The 15596-nt window shown below is 65.0% G+C and carries 14 protein-coding genes; 6 read left to right on the forward strand and 8 right to left on the reverse strand.

What is annotated here, in order from left to right:
- Positions 1-195: 195 nt before the first annotated feature.
- Together BRAS3843_RS15180 and BRAS3843_RS15185 are read left to right on the forward strand one after the other, a co-directional pair.
- Positions 196-2049, forward strand: a complete 1854-nt coding sequence (locus BRAS3843_RS15180) for an ABC transporter ATP-binding protein/permease (protein WP_008969827.1) — start codon at positions 196-198, stop codon at positions 2047-2049.
- Positions 2050-2166: 117 nt separating this feature from the next.
- Positions 2167-2367 carry a hypothetical protein gene (locus BRAS3843_RS15185; protein WP_008969828.1) on the forward strand — a complete coding sequence of 67 codons (201 nt, stop codon included), beginning with the start codon at positions 2167-2169 and terminating at the stop codon, positions 2365-2367.
- Between the two features lie 226 nt (positions 2368-2593).
- Here BRAS3843_RS15185 and BRAS3843_RS15190 read toward each other — a convergent pair whose 3' ends face one another.
- The 3 genes from BRAS3843_RS15190 to BRAS3843_RS15200 form a co-directional block, all read right to left on the reverse strand.
- Positions 2594-3043: a GNAT family N-acetyltransferase gene (locus BRAS3843_RS15190; protein WP_008969829.1), complete on the reverse strand. Its 450-nt coding sequence runs from the start codon at positions 3041-3043 to the stop codon at positions 2594-2596.
- Positions 3040-4068 carry a peptidoglycan -binding protein gene (locus tag BRAS3843_RS15195; RefSeq protein ID WP_008969830.1) on the reverse strand — a complete coding sequence of 343 codons (1029 nt, stop codon included), beginning with the start codon at positions 4066-4068 and terminating at the stop codon, positions 3040-3042. Before BRAS3843_RS15195 ends, BRAS3843_RS15190 begins: the two co-directional genes overlap by 4 nt.
- Positions 4069-4377: 309 nt before the next feature.
- Entirely contained in the window at positions 4378-5367 is a 990-nt protein-coding gene (locus tag BRAS3843_RS15200; RefSeq protein ID WP_008969831.1) for a hypothetical protein, read from the reverse strand.
- A 180-nt stretch (positions 5368-5547) separates the two neighbouring features.
- Between BRAS3843_RS15200 and BRAS3843_RS15205 the strand changes: the two genes are divergently transcribed.
- Entirely contained in the window at positions 5548-6363 is an 816-nt protein-coding gene (locus tag BRAS3843_RS15205; protein ID WP_008969832.1) for a DUF1295 domain-containing protein, read from the forward strand.
- A gap of 150 nt (positions 6364-6513) precedes the next feature.
- On the opposite strand, the gene BRAS3843_RS41520 is transcribed toward BRAS3843_RS15205, so the two are convergent.
- Positions 6514-6669, reverse strand: coding sequence for a hypothetical protein (locus tag BRAS3843_RS41520; RefSeq protein WP_175361126.1), 156 nt, complete (start codon positions 6667-6669; stop codon positions 6514-6516).
- Between the two features lie 17 nt (positions 6670-6686).
- On the opposite strand from BRAS3843_RS41520, the gene BRAS3843_RS15215 reads away from it, so the two are divergent.
- The 3 genes from BRAS3843_RS15215 (at position 6687) to BRAS3843_RS15225 (ending at position 11890) form a co-directional block, all read left to right on the forward strand.
- Positions 6687-7883 (forward strand): efflux RND transporter periplasmic adaptor subunit, encoded by a 1197-nt coding sequence (locus BRAS3843_RS15215; RefSeq protein WP_085966960.1) that lies wholly within the window; start codon positions 6687-6689, stop codon positions 7881-7883.
- A gap of 6 nt (positions 7884-7889) precedes the next feature.
- Positions 7890-11045 carry a multidrug efflux RND transporter permease subunit gene (locus BRAS3843_RS15220; protein WP_008969835.1) on the forward strand — a complete coding sequence of 1052 codons (3156 nt, stop codon included), beginning with the start codon at positions 7890-7892 and terminating at the stop codon, positions 11043-11045.
- 245 nt (positions 11046-11290) lie between these two features.
- A complete protein-coding gene (locus tag BRAS3843_RS15225) occupies positions 11291-11890 on the forward strand; it encodes a hypothetical protein (RefSeq protein ID WP_035981790.1) in 600 nt (199 codons plus the stop codon).
- Positions 11891-12088: 198 nt separating this feature from the next.
- Here BRAS3843_RS15225 and BRAS3843_RS15230 read toward each other — a convergent pair whose 3' ends face one another.
- The 4 genes from BRAS3843_RS15230 to BRAS3843_RS15245 all read right to left on the reverse strand — a co-directional run.
- A complete protein-coding gene (locus BRAS3843_RS15230; protein WP_008969837.1) occupies positions 12089-12880 on the reverse strand; it encodes an inositol monophosphatase family protein in 792 nt (263 codons plus the stop codon).
- Between the two features lie 118 nt (positions 12881-12998).
- A complete protein-coding gene (locus BRAS3843_RS15235) occupies positions 12999-14096 on the reverse strand; it encodes a tetratricopeptide repeat protein (protein WP_008969838.1) in 1098 nt (365 codons plus the stop codon).
- Positions 14097-14106: 10 nt separating this feature from the next.
- The gene (locus tag BRAS3843_RS15240) at positions 14107-14784 is read right to left on the reverse strand and encodes a thiamine phosphate synthase (RefSeq protein WP_008969839.1); all 678 of its coding nucleotides are present in this window, start codon (positions 14782-14784) and stop codon (positions 14107-14109) included.
- 1 nt (position 14785) lies between these two features.
- On the reverse strand, positions 14786-15596 hold an 811-nt coding region (locus tag BRAS3843_RS15245; protein WP_035981789.1), incomplete at its 5' end, for a class I fructose-bisphosphate aldolase.

Raw genomic sequence — 15596 nt, forward strand, 5'->3', positions numbered from 1 at the left:
AATTGTCCGCTCTATAGCCGAAGGTCCTGCTCAAAACAAGCCGATGCTCTGATTCCGGGCCCTCAGGGGTGCATGCTGCCGGCCTGCCTCCAATTCCGCCGCACTCCTCCCACCTTGGTATCTTTCCGGATTTGCCAAGCCCCGCCGCGCAGGCCTATCAGGGCGGGCAACGTTTTGAAGCATTCCAGGTGGCTCATGAGCGCAGTCGAACGGCTTGAGGACAGGCAGGACGAGACCCGGCCGGACCCGGTGGGGGATGCCGTCGCGGCGGTCGAGGCGCTGGCCGAGGATGCGGTGCCGGAACGTCGCTCCCGGCTGCGCCCGTTGCTTGCATTGTCGCCCTATATTGCCCGCTATCGGGGGCGCGCCATCCTGGCGCTGATCGCGCTCACGGTTGCGGCGTTGACGACCCTGCTGGTGCCGGTCGCCGTGCGCCGGATGATCGATTTCGGGTTCACCCCGAAAGGCATCGCGCTGATCAACAGCTATTTCAGCGTGATGATCGCGGTCGTGGCTGTGCTCGCGCTGGCGAGTGCGTCGCGCTACTACCTCGTGATGACCATCGGCGAGCGCATCGTCGCCGACCTCAGGCGCGACGTGTTCGCGCATCTGATGTCGCTGTCGCCGTCGTTCTTCGATTCCGCGCGGAGCGGTGAACTGATCTCGCGGCTGACCGCCGACACTACCCAGATCAAATCGGCCGCGGGCGCATCGGTCTCGATCGCATTGCGCAATCTCCTGATGTTTGCCGGTGCCACTGCGATGATGGTGTTCACCAGCCCGAAATTGTCCGGGTTCGTGCTGCTCGCCATTCCGCTGATCGTGCTGCCGTTGGTCGCATTCGGCCGCTGGGTCCGGCGGCTGTCGCGCAACGCGCAGGACACGTTGGCGGACGCATCTGCTTATGCATCAGAACTCGTCGGCGCGATCAGGACGGTCCAGGCCTATACCAGCGAGCGGCTGGCCGGCGATCGTTTCGGCCGCGAGGCCGAACAGGCCTATCAGGCGGCGCGAGTGTCGACAAAGGCGCGGGCGGTCTTGACCGCGATCATCATCTTCATCGTGTTCTCCAGCGTGGTCGCGATTCTCTGGATCGGATCGCATGACGTGCTCGAAGGCCATATCAGCGCCGGACGTCTGGGTCAGTTCGTGCTCTATGCCGCATTTGCGGCTGCAGGGCTCGGCCAGCTCAGCGAGGTCTGGGGCGAGGTGTCCGCGGCTTCCGGCGCCGCCGAACGTCTGTTCGAACTGCTGCATGTGAAGCCGGAGATCATGCCGCCCGCCAACCCGCGCGCGCTGCCCGAGCCCGCGCGCGGTGATCTGAGCTTCGACCACGTCAGCTTCGCCTATCCGATGCGTCCCGATGTTCGCGCGATCGATGATGTCTCGTTCACGATCAGGGGCGGCGAGAAGGTCGCGATCGTCGGACCGTCGGGCGCCGGCAAAAGCACGCTGTTTCATTTGCTGCTGCGCTTCTACGACCCGGTGTCGGGTGCGATTTCCGTCGACGGCGTGCCGATTCGCGACGCGGATCCACGCAAGATACGCGAACGCATGGCGCTGGTGCCGCAGGAGCCCGTCGTGTTCGCCGCGAGCGCGCGCGAAAACATCCGCTTTGGCCGGCCCGAGGCCAGCGATGCCGAGGTCGAACGCGCGGCTGAACTCGCCCATGCCAGCGAATTCATCCGCCGTTTGCCGGAGGGGTTCGATGCGCCGCTGGGCGAGCGCGGCGTGACCTTGTCGGGCGGCCAGCGTCAGCGCATCGCGATCGCGCGGGCGATCCTGCGCGACGCACCGCTGTTGCTGCTGGACGAGGCCACCTCCGCGCTGGACGCCGAGAGCGAGACGCTGGTCCAGACCGCGTTGGAGGAACTGATGCGCCACCGCACGACGCTCGTCATTGCGCATCGTCTCGCCACGGTGCTGTCATGCGATCGTATCCTGGTGATGGAGCAGGGCCGCATCGTCGAGCAGGGCACCCATGCCTCGCTGGTCGCCGCCAACGGGCTCTATGCGCGGCTCGCGCGCCTGCAGTTTGAGGGTGCGTGATCGCGCCCTCAATTTAGGCTCTCGGACCTGCAACTTTTTCCCGGGCTCGTTCGTTCCCTGCCGCGAAACAGCTGGCGTCGCGTCAGTCGGGATGCCCCCTCAGACAGGACAACGAACATGCCCTATCGTCGCGGTAGTTTTGCCCTCACGCCCCCATCGATGGTGATTTTCGTCATCGCATTGCTGCTCGCGCTGGTCGCCATGCTCGCGCATTACACCCATGCCTCTGTGCCGCTGCTCTCGACCGCCCACGCATTCGACGCGCTCGCGATTGCTTTTGTCGTGCTGACGATCGGCGTCCTGTTCCGCGGCGTGTAGTTGCGCTTCGCTGTAGTTTGACGCTTCAACATACTCGCTGTCGCCCCTGCGAACGCAGGGGCTCATGACCAACGGCCGGCGTTTGACGCGCGATGCCTGAGGCATCTTCCTTTGCAGCAACGTCTGCCGCGGAGTATGGGTCCCGGCGTTCGCCGGGACGACAGCCGTGGATGTTGCGGCACTGCGACTCTTATCGTCTTGTCGTATTTCATCGCCTCGTCGCATCTCAAGGTCTCCAAGCCATGCGCTGCACGGGCCGGCCCGAGGTCGGATTGACGTCCTCGCCGGCCTCGACGAAGCCGCTCCGCAAATAGAAGCGGATCGCGCGTGCATTGTCCTTGTTGACCAGCAGCGTAACGCCGGACGGCGCGCGCTGCTTGGCGGCATCGACCAGCGCCGTGGCGAGCGGTGAGCCCCAGCGCTCGGGTACGACCACGAGCTGGTCGAGATAACCCGAACCGTCGATGGTCACGAAGCCTACGATCTGACCGTCCTGCTCGGCAACGATCACGGCCGCATTCGGCACCAGTTCGTTGCGCCAGCGCGCCCGCCACCAGTCCACGCGCTTCGCAAAGTCGATCGACGGATAGGCCTGCTGCCATGTGCGCTGCCATAGCGTGATCGTGGCGTCTTCGTCCGCGACGCGGTAGGGACGGAGAGTGAATGCGGTCGTCACCGCTCCGTCAGCTTCAGCTCGATGCGTCGGTTGCGGCGAAAGGCGTCCTCGTTATTGCCGGGATCGAGCGGCTGGAATTCAGCGAAGCCGGCTGCGACCAGGCGCTGCGGCGGAACGCCGAGCGAGATCAGATATTGCACCACCGAGATCGCGCGCGCCGAGGACAATTCCCAGTTCGATTTGAACAGCGGGCTGTTGTTGAGCGGGCGGATGTCGGTGTGCCCATCGACCCGCAGCACCCAGGCGATCTCGCTCGGGATCTGCTTGTCGAGGTCGATGAGCGCCGTCGCGACGGTGTTCAGCTCCTGCTGGCCTTCGGGCAACAGCGTTGCCTGTCCGGTGTCGAAGAAGACCTCGGACTGAAAGACGAAACGGTCGCCGACGACGCGGATATCGGGCCGGTTGCCGAGAATCGCGCGCAGCCGCCCGAAAAACTCGGAGCGATAGCGCGACAATTCCTGCACCCGCTGCGCCAGCGCGACATTGAGGCGCTGGCCCAGATCGGCGATCCGGTTCTGCGATTCCTTGTCGCGCTTCTCGGATGCATCGAGCGCGTCTTCCAGCGCGGCAAGCTGGCGGCGCAGCGCGCTGATCTGCTGGTTCAGAACCTCGATCTGGGCGAGCGCCCGCGCGGTCGTCTGCTTCTCCGAATCCAACGCCTTGTTGAGCTCGTTGGCGCGGCCGGTCGCATCGCTGCCGGCATTGGCGAGGCCTTCATAGAGACCTTTGACGCGATCGCGCTCGGCCTCGGCCGAGGACAGGCCGGCGCGCAGCTGGGCGATCTGCTCGTCGAGCGAAAGCTTGCCGAGCTTTTCCAGCGACAGCATCTCGTTGAGCTGGGCGATCTTCGCATTGAGCTGCTGCAGCGCCTCGTCCTTGCCCGTCACCTCCTGCGACAGGAAGAACTGCACGACCAGGAACACGGTGAGCAGGAAGATGACCGACAGCACCAGCGTCGACAGCGCATCGACGAAGCCCGGCCAATAGTTCATGCCGGAGTCGCGGCGGGTACGGGCGAGGGCCATTCAGTGTCTCCTCAACAACGATAGGCCTGTGGGTCGATGGCATTCACAGCGTATCCGCGAACTCGGTGCACCCTCTCCCCTTGTAGGAGGGGTGGCATGGTCGCGCGAAGCGCGCGCATGCCGGGTGAGGGGTCTCTCTCCACGGAAAGAACCCCTCACCCGGCGTGCATTTCGCTGCGCTCATGCCCGCCACCCTCTCCAAGGGGAGAGGGTACACCGTCGCAGTGGCGAGAGCATTCAGCATGACAGGCACCGGCAATCGAGACCTCCGACACTCAAGCTGATCTCATCGATCAGCCATCCAGCCGCTCAACTCTTCTCCGTTTGCCGGGCCAGCCGCTCGAGCAGCCGCTTGATCTCACGGTTCTGTTCGCCCTGGCCATCGGCCCATTCGCGGATCATCTGCTGCTCGGTGCGCATATGGGCCACCAGACCCTGGATCGCCTCGGCGAGGTTCGCCATCGCGGCAGTGGCGCCGCGATTGGAGCCTTCCTCCATCGCCGAGCGTAGCCGCTCGATCGCGACCGACAGGTCGCCGCCCGCCGAGTCGCCGGCGCCATATTCGCGAACCGTGCCGGCGAGCCAGTCCTCGAGGTCGGTGTAGAAGCGGTTCTGGGCCTGGCTCGATTGCAGATCGAGGAAGCCCAGGATCAGGGAGCCGGCGAGACCGAACAGCGAGGACGAAAACGAAATTCCCATGCCGCCCAGCGGCGCGGCGAGGCCGCCCTTCAACGTGTCGAACAGCGCGCCGGCGTCGCCGCCGACCTTCAATCCGTCGATTACCTTGCCCACCGAGCCGACGGTCTCGATCAGACCCCAAAACGTGCCGAGCAGGCCGAGGAAGACCAGGAGGCCGGTCATATAGCGGGAGATGTCGCGGGCCTCGTCGAGCCGGGTGGCAATCGAGTCCAGCAGATGCCGCATCGTCTGTTGCGAGATTGTCATCCGTCCGGTGCGCTCGCGGCCGAGGATCGCCGCCATCGGCGCCAGCAGGGTCGGATGGCGGGCCATCGCGAGCCCCGGGTCGGCGATGCGGAAATTGTTGACCCAGGACACCTCCGGGTAGAGCCGGATGACCTGGCGGAATGACAGGATGGTCCCAATGAAAAGCACCGCGCCGATCAGCGCGTTCAGGCCGGGATTGGCGAAGAAGGCCTGGACGATCTGCTTGTAGAGCACGACGCCGACCAGGCCGCAGAGCACCAGGAAGACCAGCATGCGCACCAGAAAGATCCGGGGCGACGACAATTTGGTCAGTTCGACGTCCATCGCGGAACGGGTAGAGGAGCCTTGAGGCATTGTCGATGACATCCGTTACGGAAAACCGGTCTTGAGGCGCACTATGGCATAGCAGGGACTGGAAAAAAGCGGCGATTGCCGCAATTCCCGGACTCTGCATGGAACTGTGTCCTGAAACCGGTCAGCGACCGGCCCGTAATTATCCCAGGTCATATTTAGCGGGATTGCCCGGGGTTTGTCATGACGATCCTTGGATACCTGGAAGCCCTGCTGCTGATCGGGCTGCCGCTCTCTGCCCTCATGGCTCTGGCCTGGGTCGTGCAGCAGCGCACCGGAAATTCCGGCTGGGTCGATACCATCTGGACATTCTCGGTCGGGCTGGTCGGCGCGGCCGGCGCGCTATGGCCGGTCACGGGCGAAGCGCCGAACGGCCGCCAGTGGCTGGTCGCCGTGTTGGTTGCGATCTGGTCGGTTCGGCTGGGCACGCATGTTGCGCGGCGCACGACCAAGATCAGCGATGATCCGCGCTATGCCGAATTCGCCAGGCAGTGGGGGAAGGACGCTCCCCGTCGCATGTTTCTGTTTCTGCAGCAGCAGGCCTGGGGCTCGCTTCCGCTCGCCTTCGCAATCTTTGTCGCGGCCCATGTCCCCGCTGCCGGCCTGCGCCTGCAGGATGGGCTGGGCGCGCTGATCTTGTTGATCGGCATTGCGGGAGAAGCGCTGGCGGATGCCCAGTTGAAGGCCTTTCGCTCCAATCCAGACAACCACGGAAAGGTCTGCGACGTCGGACTCTGGCGCTGGTCGCGTCATCCCAACTACTTTTTCGAATGGGTGTGCTGGCTCTCCTACCCCGTGATCGCGCTGGCGCCCGATTACCCCTGGGGCTTGGCCAGCATACTGGCGCCACTCTTCATGTACTGGATCCTGGTGCATGTGACCGGCATCCCGCCGTTGGAGGAGCAGATGCTGCGCTCGCGCGGCGCGCGCTATCGGGCCTATCAGGACCGCACCAGCGCGTTCTTTCCGCTGCCGCCCCGTAAGCAGAGCGCGATATGAGCGTGGCCTGAGTCCTCTGCTCACCGGCTGGGGCCGTGTGTGCAGCGTGGCTTGCGAGATTTCGTCGCAGGCAGCCCGACTGGGATTCGCGGGTCTGTTGTGGAGCTTCTTGGTTTCGGCTTGGTTCCCTGCGCCTCACAATCCGGTGAATCAGAAATAATAGAAACTAATCAGTCGCATAGCATCGTGTGACATCAAGCCGCCGCAAAGTGCGTTGCGCTGCAGCAGCACATTTCTATGTTGGCGGCACCCACGCCAGAACGGCGTCATGCGGGGCGTCGCGTAATCCGCGGTCATTTCAACCATCAGGGGCTCATTCTTCCATGTCTCGTCTTCGCGCGTCATTGGTTTGCAGTGCATTGCTGCTCGCGGCCGTCGCGCCACTTCTTGGCGGCTGCGATGACGCCATCACGGCTCAGGCTTCATCTAACGAGCAGGTTGATATTCCCGAAGTCGGGATCATCACCGTCGAGCAGCAGGCCCGAGCCATCGTGCGCGAACTGCCGGGCCGGATTGCGCCGACGCGGGTTTCGGACCTGCGGCCACGGGTGTCCGGCATCGTGGTCGAACGCCTGTTCCGTCAGGGCAGCGAAGTGAAGGCGGGCGACCCGCTGTATCGGATCGATCCCAGGCCGTTCGAGGTCGAGGTGCTCTCTGCGAAGGCCGCGCTCGCCAAGGCCGAAGCCGTGCACGAGCGTGCCGTGCAGCAGGCGCGCCGGATCAGCCTGTTGTTCAGCCAGAAGGCGACTCCCGAGGTCGAGAACGAGAAGGCGGTTGCCACCGAACGCGAGGCCGCGGCCGACGTCGAGGCCCGCAAGGCGGAGCTTTCGCGCGCGCATCTCAATCTCGACTATGCGACGGTGCGCGCACCGATCGATGGCATCGTGGGCGCTGCGCAGGTCAGCGAAGGCGCGCTGGCCGTGCAGAACGAAACCACGCTTGCGACCATTCAGCAGCTCGATCCGATCTATGCCGACTTCACCCAGTCGGTCAGCGAGCTCCATCGTCTTCGCCGCGCGTTCGAATCCGGCGATCTCGAGCGGATCGCGCCCGATGCTATCAAGGTGCGCCTGCTGATGGATGACGGCACCGCCTATCCGGTGGCGGGCAAGCTCCTGTTCTCGGAGGCCAAGGTCGATGCTGCGACCGGCCAGGTCACGTTGCGCGGCGAGTTCAAGAATCCGAAGCGCGAGCTGCTGCCGGGTATGTATGTTCGGGTTCGCATCGAGCAGGGCATCGACAGCGACTCCGTCGGCGTGCCGCAGCAGGCGGTGCAGCGAAATGTCGGCGGCGGCAGCGAGGTGTTCGTTGTCAGGGACGACAACCGCGTCATAGCGCAGCCAATCCGCACCGGTCCGATCCAGGACGGCCTGCTGCTGGTCACCGAAGGCCTGAAGGCCGGCGACAAGGTCGTCGTCGAAGGTTTCCAGAAATTCGCTGCCGGCGACAAGGTCGCGCCACAAGCCTGGACCGAGGTCTCTTCCGCCGAAAACGTCTCGGCGCAGTCGGCGACGCGGTAAGCAATCATGCCGAGCTTCTTCATCGACAGGCCGATCTTCGCCTGGGTCGTCGCGCTGTTCATCTGTCTGGTCGGCGCGATCTCGATCCCGCTGCTTCCGATCGCGCAATATCCGATCATCGCGCCGCCTTCGATCTCGATCTCGACCAGCTATCCCGGCGCTTCGCCCGAAAACCTCTACAACAGCGTCACGCGGCTGATCGAGGAGGAGCTCAACGGCGCCTCCGGCATTCTCAATTTTGAATCGACCAGCGACTCGCTCGGGCAGGTCGAGATCACCGCGAATTTCGTGCCGGGCACATCGACCAACGATGCCTCGGTGGAGGTGCAGAACCGTCTGAAGCGCGTCGAGGCGCGGCTGCCGCGCGCGGTGATCCAGCAGGGCATCCTGGTCGAGGAAGCCTCCAGCGCGGTACTGCAGATCATCACCTTGCGCTCGACCGACGGCAGCCTCGACGAGGTCGGGCTCGGCGACTTCATGATCCGCAACGTGCTCGGCGAGATCAGACGCATTCCCGGCGTCGGCCGCGCCACGCTGTATTCGACCGAGCGCTCGCTGCGGGTCTGGCTCGATCCGGCCAAGCTGATCGGCTATGGCCTCACCGCCGATGACGTGACCAAAGCGATCGGTGCGCAGAACGCACAGGTCGCCTCGGGTTCGATCGGTGCCGAGCCGGCCGCATCAGGACAGCGCACCTCGGCGCTGGTACTGGTCAAGGGCCAGCTCGATTCGCCCGACGAGTTCGGGTCGATCATCCTGCGCGCCAACCCCGACGGTTCGACGGTGCGGCTGCGCGACGTCGCCCGCCTCGAGATCGGCGGCTTGAGCTATCAGTTCAACACCCGCCTCAACGGCAAGCCGACCGCAGGTCTCTCGGTGCTGATGTCGCCGACCGGCAACGCGCTGGCGACGGCAGCGGCGGTCGAGGCCAAGATGAAAGAGCTGTCGCGGTTCTTTCCGGCCAATCTCAGCTATGAGATCCCCTACAACATCACCCCGGTGGTGGAAGCCTCGATCGAGAAGGTGATCCATACGCTGATCGAAGCGGTCGTGCTCGTGTTCATCGTGATGTTCCTGTTCCTGCAGAACATCCGGTACACTATCATCCCGACCATCGTAGTGCCGGTGGCGCTGTTGGGCGCCTGCGCCACGCTGATGCTGACGGGCTATTCGATCAACATGCTGACCATGTTCGGCATGGTGCTGGCGGTGGGTATCCTGGTCGACGACGCCATCGTCGTGGTCGAGAACGTCGAGCGCATCATGGCGGAAGAAGGCCTGCCGCCGAAGGAGGCGACGCGCAAGGCGATGTCGCAGATCACAAGCGCCATCATCGGTATCACGTTGGTGCTGATGGCTGTGTTCGTGCCGATGGCGTTCTTCCCGGGCTCGGTCGGCATCATCTACCGCCAGTTCTCGGTCACCATGGTGGCCGCGATCGGCTTCTCGGCCTTGCTGGCGCTATCGCTGACGCCTGCGCTGTGCGCAACCTTGTTGAAGCCAGTGGCTGCCGGTCACGAGCACGCCAGGAAAGGCCTGTTCGGCTGGTTCAATCGCTTCATGGACGGCAGCCGCAACCGCTACACCGGCGTGGTGCGTGGCGCGTTGACGCGCACCGGCCGCTTGATGCTGATCTATGCGATCCTGCTCGGCGGCTTGACCTTGGCGTTCATGCGGATGCCCGGCGGCTTCCTGCCGGTCGACGACCAGGGCTTCATCACCACCGACGTGCAGACGCCTTCGGATTCTTCCTACGCGCGGACGCTAGGGGCGATCGAGCGGGTCGAAAAACATCTCGCGGAGCGGGCCGGCGTCGAGAACGTGACCTTCCTCACCGGCTTCAGCTATGCGGGGCAGGGCATCAATACGGCGCAGGCCTTCATCTCGCTCAAGGACTGGTCGGAGCGCGGTGCGAAGGACAGCGCGGCAGCGATCGTCGCCGATATCAACCGCGATCTCGCCTCGATCCGCGACGCCAAGATCACCGCGCTGCAGCCGCCGCCGATCGACAACCTCGGCAATTCCTCCGGCTTCAGCTTCCGCCTGCAGGACCGTGGCCAGAAAGGCTATGCGGCGCTGACGGCGGCCGCCGACCGGCTGCTCGCGGAGGCCAATGCCAGCCCGGTGCTGCAGAAAGTCTATATCGAGGGCCTGCCACCGGGGCCGCAGGTGAACCTGATGATCGACCGCGAAAAGGCGGGCGCTTTCGGCGTGACCTTCGAAGACATCAACAACACGATCTCAACCAATCTCGGCTCCAATTACGTCAACGACTTCCCGAACCGCGGGCGCATGCAGCGCGTCGTGGTGCAGGCGGATCGCCTGAGCCGCATGAATGCCGACGATATCCTGAACTACAGCGTCAAGAATGCGAGCGGACAGCTGGTGCCGTTCTCGTCCTTTGCGTCCGTGGAATGGGCGAAAGGGCCGATGCAGATCGCCGGCTTCAACTATTATCCGGCCATCCGCATCTCCGGCGAAGCCAAGCCGGGCTATACCTCCGGCGACGCGATTGCCGAGATGGAGCGCCTGGCCGACAAATTGCCGCGCGGCTTCGGCTATGAATGGACTGGGCAGTCGCTGCAGGAGAAACTATCGGGTTCGCAGGCGCCGTTCCTGCTGGCGCTGTCGGCCTTCGTCGTGTTCCTGTGTCTCGCCGCACTGTATGAGAGCTGGACCATTCCGCTCGCGGTGCTGCTGACAGTGCCGCTCGGCATTCTCGGCGCTGTGGTCGCCGCAAGCCTGCGCGGGTTGCCGAACGACGTCTATTTCACGGTCGGCCTGATCACGATCATCGGCCTTGCCGCCAAGGATGCGATCCTGATCATCGAGTTCGCCAAGGACCTGCGCAGCCACGGCAAGCCGCTGGTCGCGGCGACGATCGAGGCCTGCTCCTTGCGCTTCCGCCCGATCGTGATGACGGGGCTTGCCTTCGTCTGCGGTGTGCTGCCGATGTCGATCGCATCAGGTGCGGGCAGCGCCAGCCAGCAGGCGCTCGGCACCAGCGTGATGGGCGGCATGATCGCGGTGGTGATCCTGGCGCTCTTGATGGTGCCGGTGTTCTTCGTCTCGGTGCAGCGCGTGCTGGCGGGAGACCGGGAGACAACCGCGCCGGAACGGCAGGGCGAGGTCTATGGGCCGCCGACGCCGGTTAAACCGTGATGTCCGTCATGACCGCCACCGGGTCTCGCCTTCGGCGAGCTCGATGACAGGCTCCGGCGCGCATCCAGTAAACTCCGGACGTTGACAATCGGCGTCTCGGCGTACTGCATCATCTGCTTTCGCGGATGATGACGACGATAGCGAACGACGCCGACGTACGGGTCTGCCACGACGCGGTCACGATGCCGCCACTGGCATTCTCGCCGGTCCAAGCGTATGATCCGGCATCATGTGACGGTAATGAAATGTCGAACTTCGCAGGCAGATTGAGTCTCGCGCTGGTTTTGACCGCGCTCTCGCTGGGCGGCCCTGTGGCTCATGCTCAAACAGCTCCAATTCAGTATTGGGTCGCAGGCTGGCCCGTCGATGTCGGGAGCGGTGGTCAGGGCCTCGACAGCTACGGAAACTTTCCGAGCTTCGACGGCAGTGGCCGCGACAGCGGCTTCTTCACGCGGCGCTACAGTTTTTCGACCGACTGGTCGGCGCTCGGTGGCGTCGGATTGAACCCGCAGCTCGTCAATCGTTATGGATCGCTCGGCTCGCTCTCGGTCGACGGCACGCAGTTCGGCTACAAGATCAACAGTGGCGTCAGTCTCTTTGGCGGCTTCGACACGCTGAAATATGATTCCGGCACGGGCGGCCCGTTTGCCGCGTTCGATTCGAGATCCAGCGCGACTGCCGGCTATCGCGCGCATGCAGGAGTGGCGTTTCAACCCGCGCCGAATGTGAGCCTGTCGCTCGGGTTCAGCTACACCCAGCAAGGCTCGGACCGTCTCGACAGCGACATCAGCTCGCAGGCACTGCCGGGCGAGACACCCTCGGCCTTCACCAGCGGCCGGCGATAGGGCCCGACCTTATCCTCGCCGTCATCCCGGACAAGCGCGCGGCACGCGCGCGCAGATCCGGGATCCATAACCCCAGGAAGCTATTTGAGGTGCGCTGTTCGCACGTTTCTCGCCCCGCCACGACGGCCGGTGGCTCTGGGTCCCGGCTCAGGGCCGGGACGACACCGTGAGTGAGGCCAGAGTTGTGGCCACCGCTCGCTACGCCGCGGCCTTCAGCACCCTCACCAGCTCGCGGTGGATCACCTCGTTGCCGCAGATGACGTGGCCTGTGGTCAGCGCATCGTCCTTGCCGTCGATCCCTGAGACTGTGCCGCCGGCCTCGCGCACCATGATCATTCCGGCGGCGATGTCCCAGGCCGCGAGGTCGCGTTCCCAATAGCCGTCGAGGCGGCCCGCCGCGACAAAGGCGAGATCCAGCGAGGCGGCACCGAAGCGACGCAGCCCTGCCACCTTGGTCTGCAGCGAGGTCATCTCGCGCATGAACAGCGCATGATCACCGCGGCCGATATGCGGCAGGCCGCAGGCGATCACGCATTCGTTGAGCTGGCGGCGGGCGGCGACGCGCAGCCGCTGGTCATTCAGGAAGGCGCCCTTGCCGCGCTCGGCGATATAGAGCTCGTCATTGGCGGGATTGTAGATGACGCCCGCGATCACCGCATCCTCGCGCTGCAGCGCGATCGAGATCGCGAATTGCGGGATGCCGTGCAGGAAATTGGTGGTGCCGTCGAGGGGATCGACGATCCAGGTGTGCGACTTGTCGCTGCCTTCGCGCGCGCCGCCTTCCTCGCCGATGAAGCCATAGCCGGGCCGCGCCTTGGCGAGGTCCTCATAAAGCATCTCCTCGGCGCGCTTGTCGGCGCGCGAGACGAAATTCGCCGGCCCCTTCATCGACACCTGCAGATGCTCGATCTCGCCGAGATCGCGCTTGAGGCTGCGGCCGGCGCGGCGCGCGGCCTTGACCATGACGTTGATGAGAGCGGAATGGATCATGATCTCGATGCGGCCGGCTGCTGGCGCCCTCGCGGCGCAGGTTTGCGCCGGAAAGCGAGGGGAACGGTGAAATGGAAGCTGTGGGGTGCCCTGTGCAGGCGCCGACGTCAAGGGCGGATCATTGGGCCCCGAGCCAGCGCTTGGCGGCCGCTTCGCCCTTGGCGCGCTCCTCGGGGCTCAGGTCGGCGAATTTTTCATCGAGCTTGGTATCGCCCTTGCCGGCGGTCTTGGCGACCAGATGCCATTTATAGGCCTCGGCCCGATCGACCGGCGTGCCCCCCGCACCGTAGAACAGGACCCAGGCGAGCCTGTTCTGCGCGATCGGGCTGTTCTGTCTTGCCGCTCTCCGCAGCAACGCCACCGCGGCCGCCTCGTTCTTGGGCGTCCCGGTGCCATTGTAGAGCGTGATCGCATATTCGACCTCGGCATCGACATTGTCGGCAACCGCAGCCGCCTGCAGCAGCCGTGCGGCCTTCTCCGGATCCTTCGGCACCCCGGTTCCTTCCTTGTAGAAGGTCGCGAGCGCGTATTGCGCCTCGGCGTTGCCGGCATCGGCAGCCATCTGCAATAGCTCCGCCGAGCGCTTGAGATCCTGGGGCAGGGTCTGGCCGTCGAGATAGAGCAGAGCGAGGTTATAGGCTGCCTTGGGCTCGCCGAGCTTGGCGGCGGAGGCCAGCAGCTTCACCGCCTCCTGCTTATCGACCGGCCCGCCGCGGCCGGCGAGCCGCATCATCGCCAATGCAAACATCGCCTCGCGGTCACCGGCCTCGGACGCGCGCTTGTACCAGAGCGCCGCCTTGTCGTAATCGCGCCGGATGCCCATGGCGTTTTCATAGAGCTGGCCCAGCATGGTCATGGCCTTGGCATCGCCGGCCTGCGCCTTGGTGGTAGCGAGGTCGAAGGCGGTCTTGTACTGGCCGCGCTGATAGGCGCCATAGACCAGATCGACATTGGGATCATTCGCGGCCGGCGGTACGCTGGCTGCCGGCTGGTTTGCCGGCGGCGCGGCGGGCTTCGCGGACGCCGCGGGCGCAGGTGGAGCAGCCGGTTTCTTCGCCACGGGCGGCTTGGGCTTCTCAGCGGCCTTTTCGGGCGGCTTGGGCTTCTCGGCCGGGGGCTGCTGAACGGCGGGCGGGGTCAGCGAGATCTGCGCGAGCGCGCCGGCCGGAGCCAAGAGCAGGACCGCAAGAACGGGTGTCAGGCGCAGCATCGTCATCGGAATGGCGTTACTCTTGTCCGGCTGCCGCCGTGGGGACCGCCATATAGGCCTGCTTGATGGCGCTGTCGATATCGGCGAGCGCCGCGGCAGGACCGCGCGGATCGTTCCAGACGAGATCATCGACCAGGATGAAATCGGCGCCGGCGGCCACGAATTCGGTCGCTTCTTCGCGCGTGGCGGCATAGCCGACGCAGGGCGGCTCGAACAGCTCGGCCCACCACGACAGCCGCTCGACGATCGCATCCACGGACGGCCGCCTGCCGGCCGCATCCTTCTCTCCGAACAGCACATAATCGGTGCCGCGCTCGCCTGCAGTCATCGAATCGTGCCGCGTCGCGAGCCCGCCGATGCCGGCAATGCGATCCGGCTTCAGGCCTGGCAGCGCCTCGTCGAGCGCGGCGAGCCCGTTGAGATGCGCGCCGTCGGCGCCGGCGCGCGCCACGATATCCGCATGCCCCTCGACCAACAGCGCTGCACCAGCGTCCTGGATTGCAGGCGCCAGCGCTTTGACGCATCGGATCATGCTGCGCGGATCGCTCTCCTTGAGCCGCACCAGCACGGCGGCGACATCGCCGCCGCGCAGGATGCTCGGTAGCTCTGCGGCGAGCGGCGCAGGATCCGTGATCACGGGCGTTGCGAGGTAAAGCCGCGGTGCCGGCCGCGGCGGGGTCGTCTTGCCGGCCACTCTATGCCGCCTTCCGTTCTAATTGGGCTGTCCATTGGCCCAGGCTGGCGAGCCCGTTCATATGGGCGCGATGGGTGAAGGCGCGCTGGCCGGCGGGCACGTTCTCCGCCTTGCCCGACCAGGCTTTTTGCGGCGCCGCCTGCAGCGCGCGGCCATAGGAGAAGGTGAGCTTCCACGGCAGTTGCCCGATCCGGTTCATTGCGTCGAGATGCGCAGTGGCGTCTTCATCCGACTGGCCGCCGGACAGAAACGCAATGCCGGGAACGGCTGCGGGCACGCACTCCTTCAACAGCCGAATGGTCTTATGCGCGACCTCATCGACGGCGGCCTGCTTCGGAGATTTCTTGCCGGCAACGACCATGTTCGGCTTCAGGATCATGCCTTCGAGCGCGACGCGCTGGAGCCGTAATTCGCGGAAGACTTCGTCGAGCACGTGTCGCGTCACCTCGAAGCAGCGGTCGATGTCGTGATCACCGTCCATCAGCACTTCCGGCTCGACGATCGGCACGATATGCGCAGCCTGGCAGAGCGCCGCATAACGCGCGAGCGCATGCGCATTGACATGAACAGCGGTCGCAGACGGAATGTCCGCAGCGATGTCGATCACCGCGCGCCATTTGGCGAAGCGCGCGCCATGGGCGTAGTACTTGGTCAAACGATCCGCCAGCCGGTCAAGCCCGACCGTCACGGTCTCGCCGGGACAGAAGGGCAGGGGCTGCGTGCCTTCGTCGACCTTGATGCCGGGAATGCTGCCGGCCTGCTCGATCAGCCTGATCAGCGGCGTGCCATCCTTGGCGTTCTGCCAGATCGTC

This window comes from Bradyrhizobium sp. STM 3843, from assembly GCF_000239815.1.
Taxonomy (GTDB): domain Bacteria; phylum Pseudomonadota; class Alphaproteobacteria; order Rhizobiales; family Xanthobacteraceae; genus Bradyrhizobium.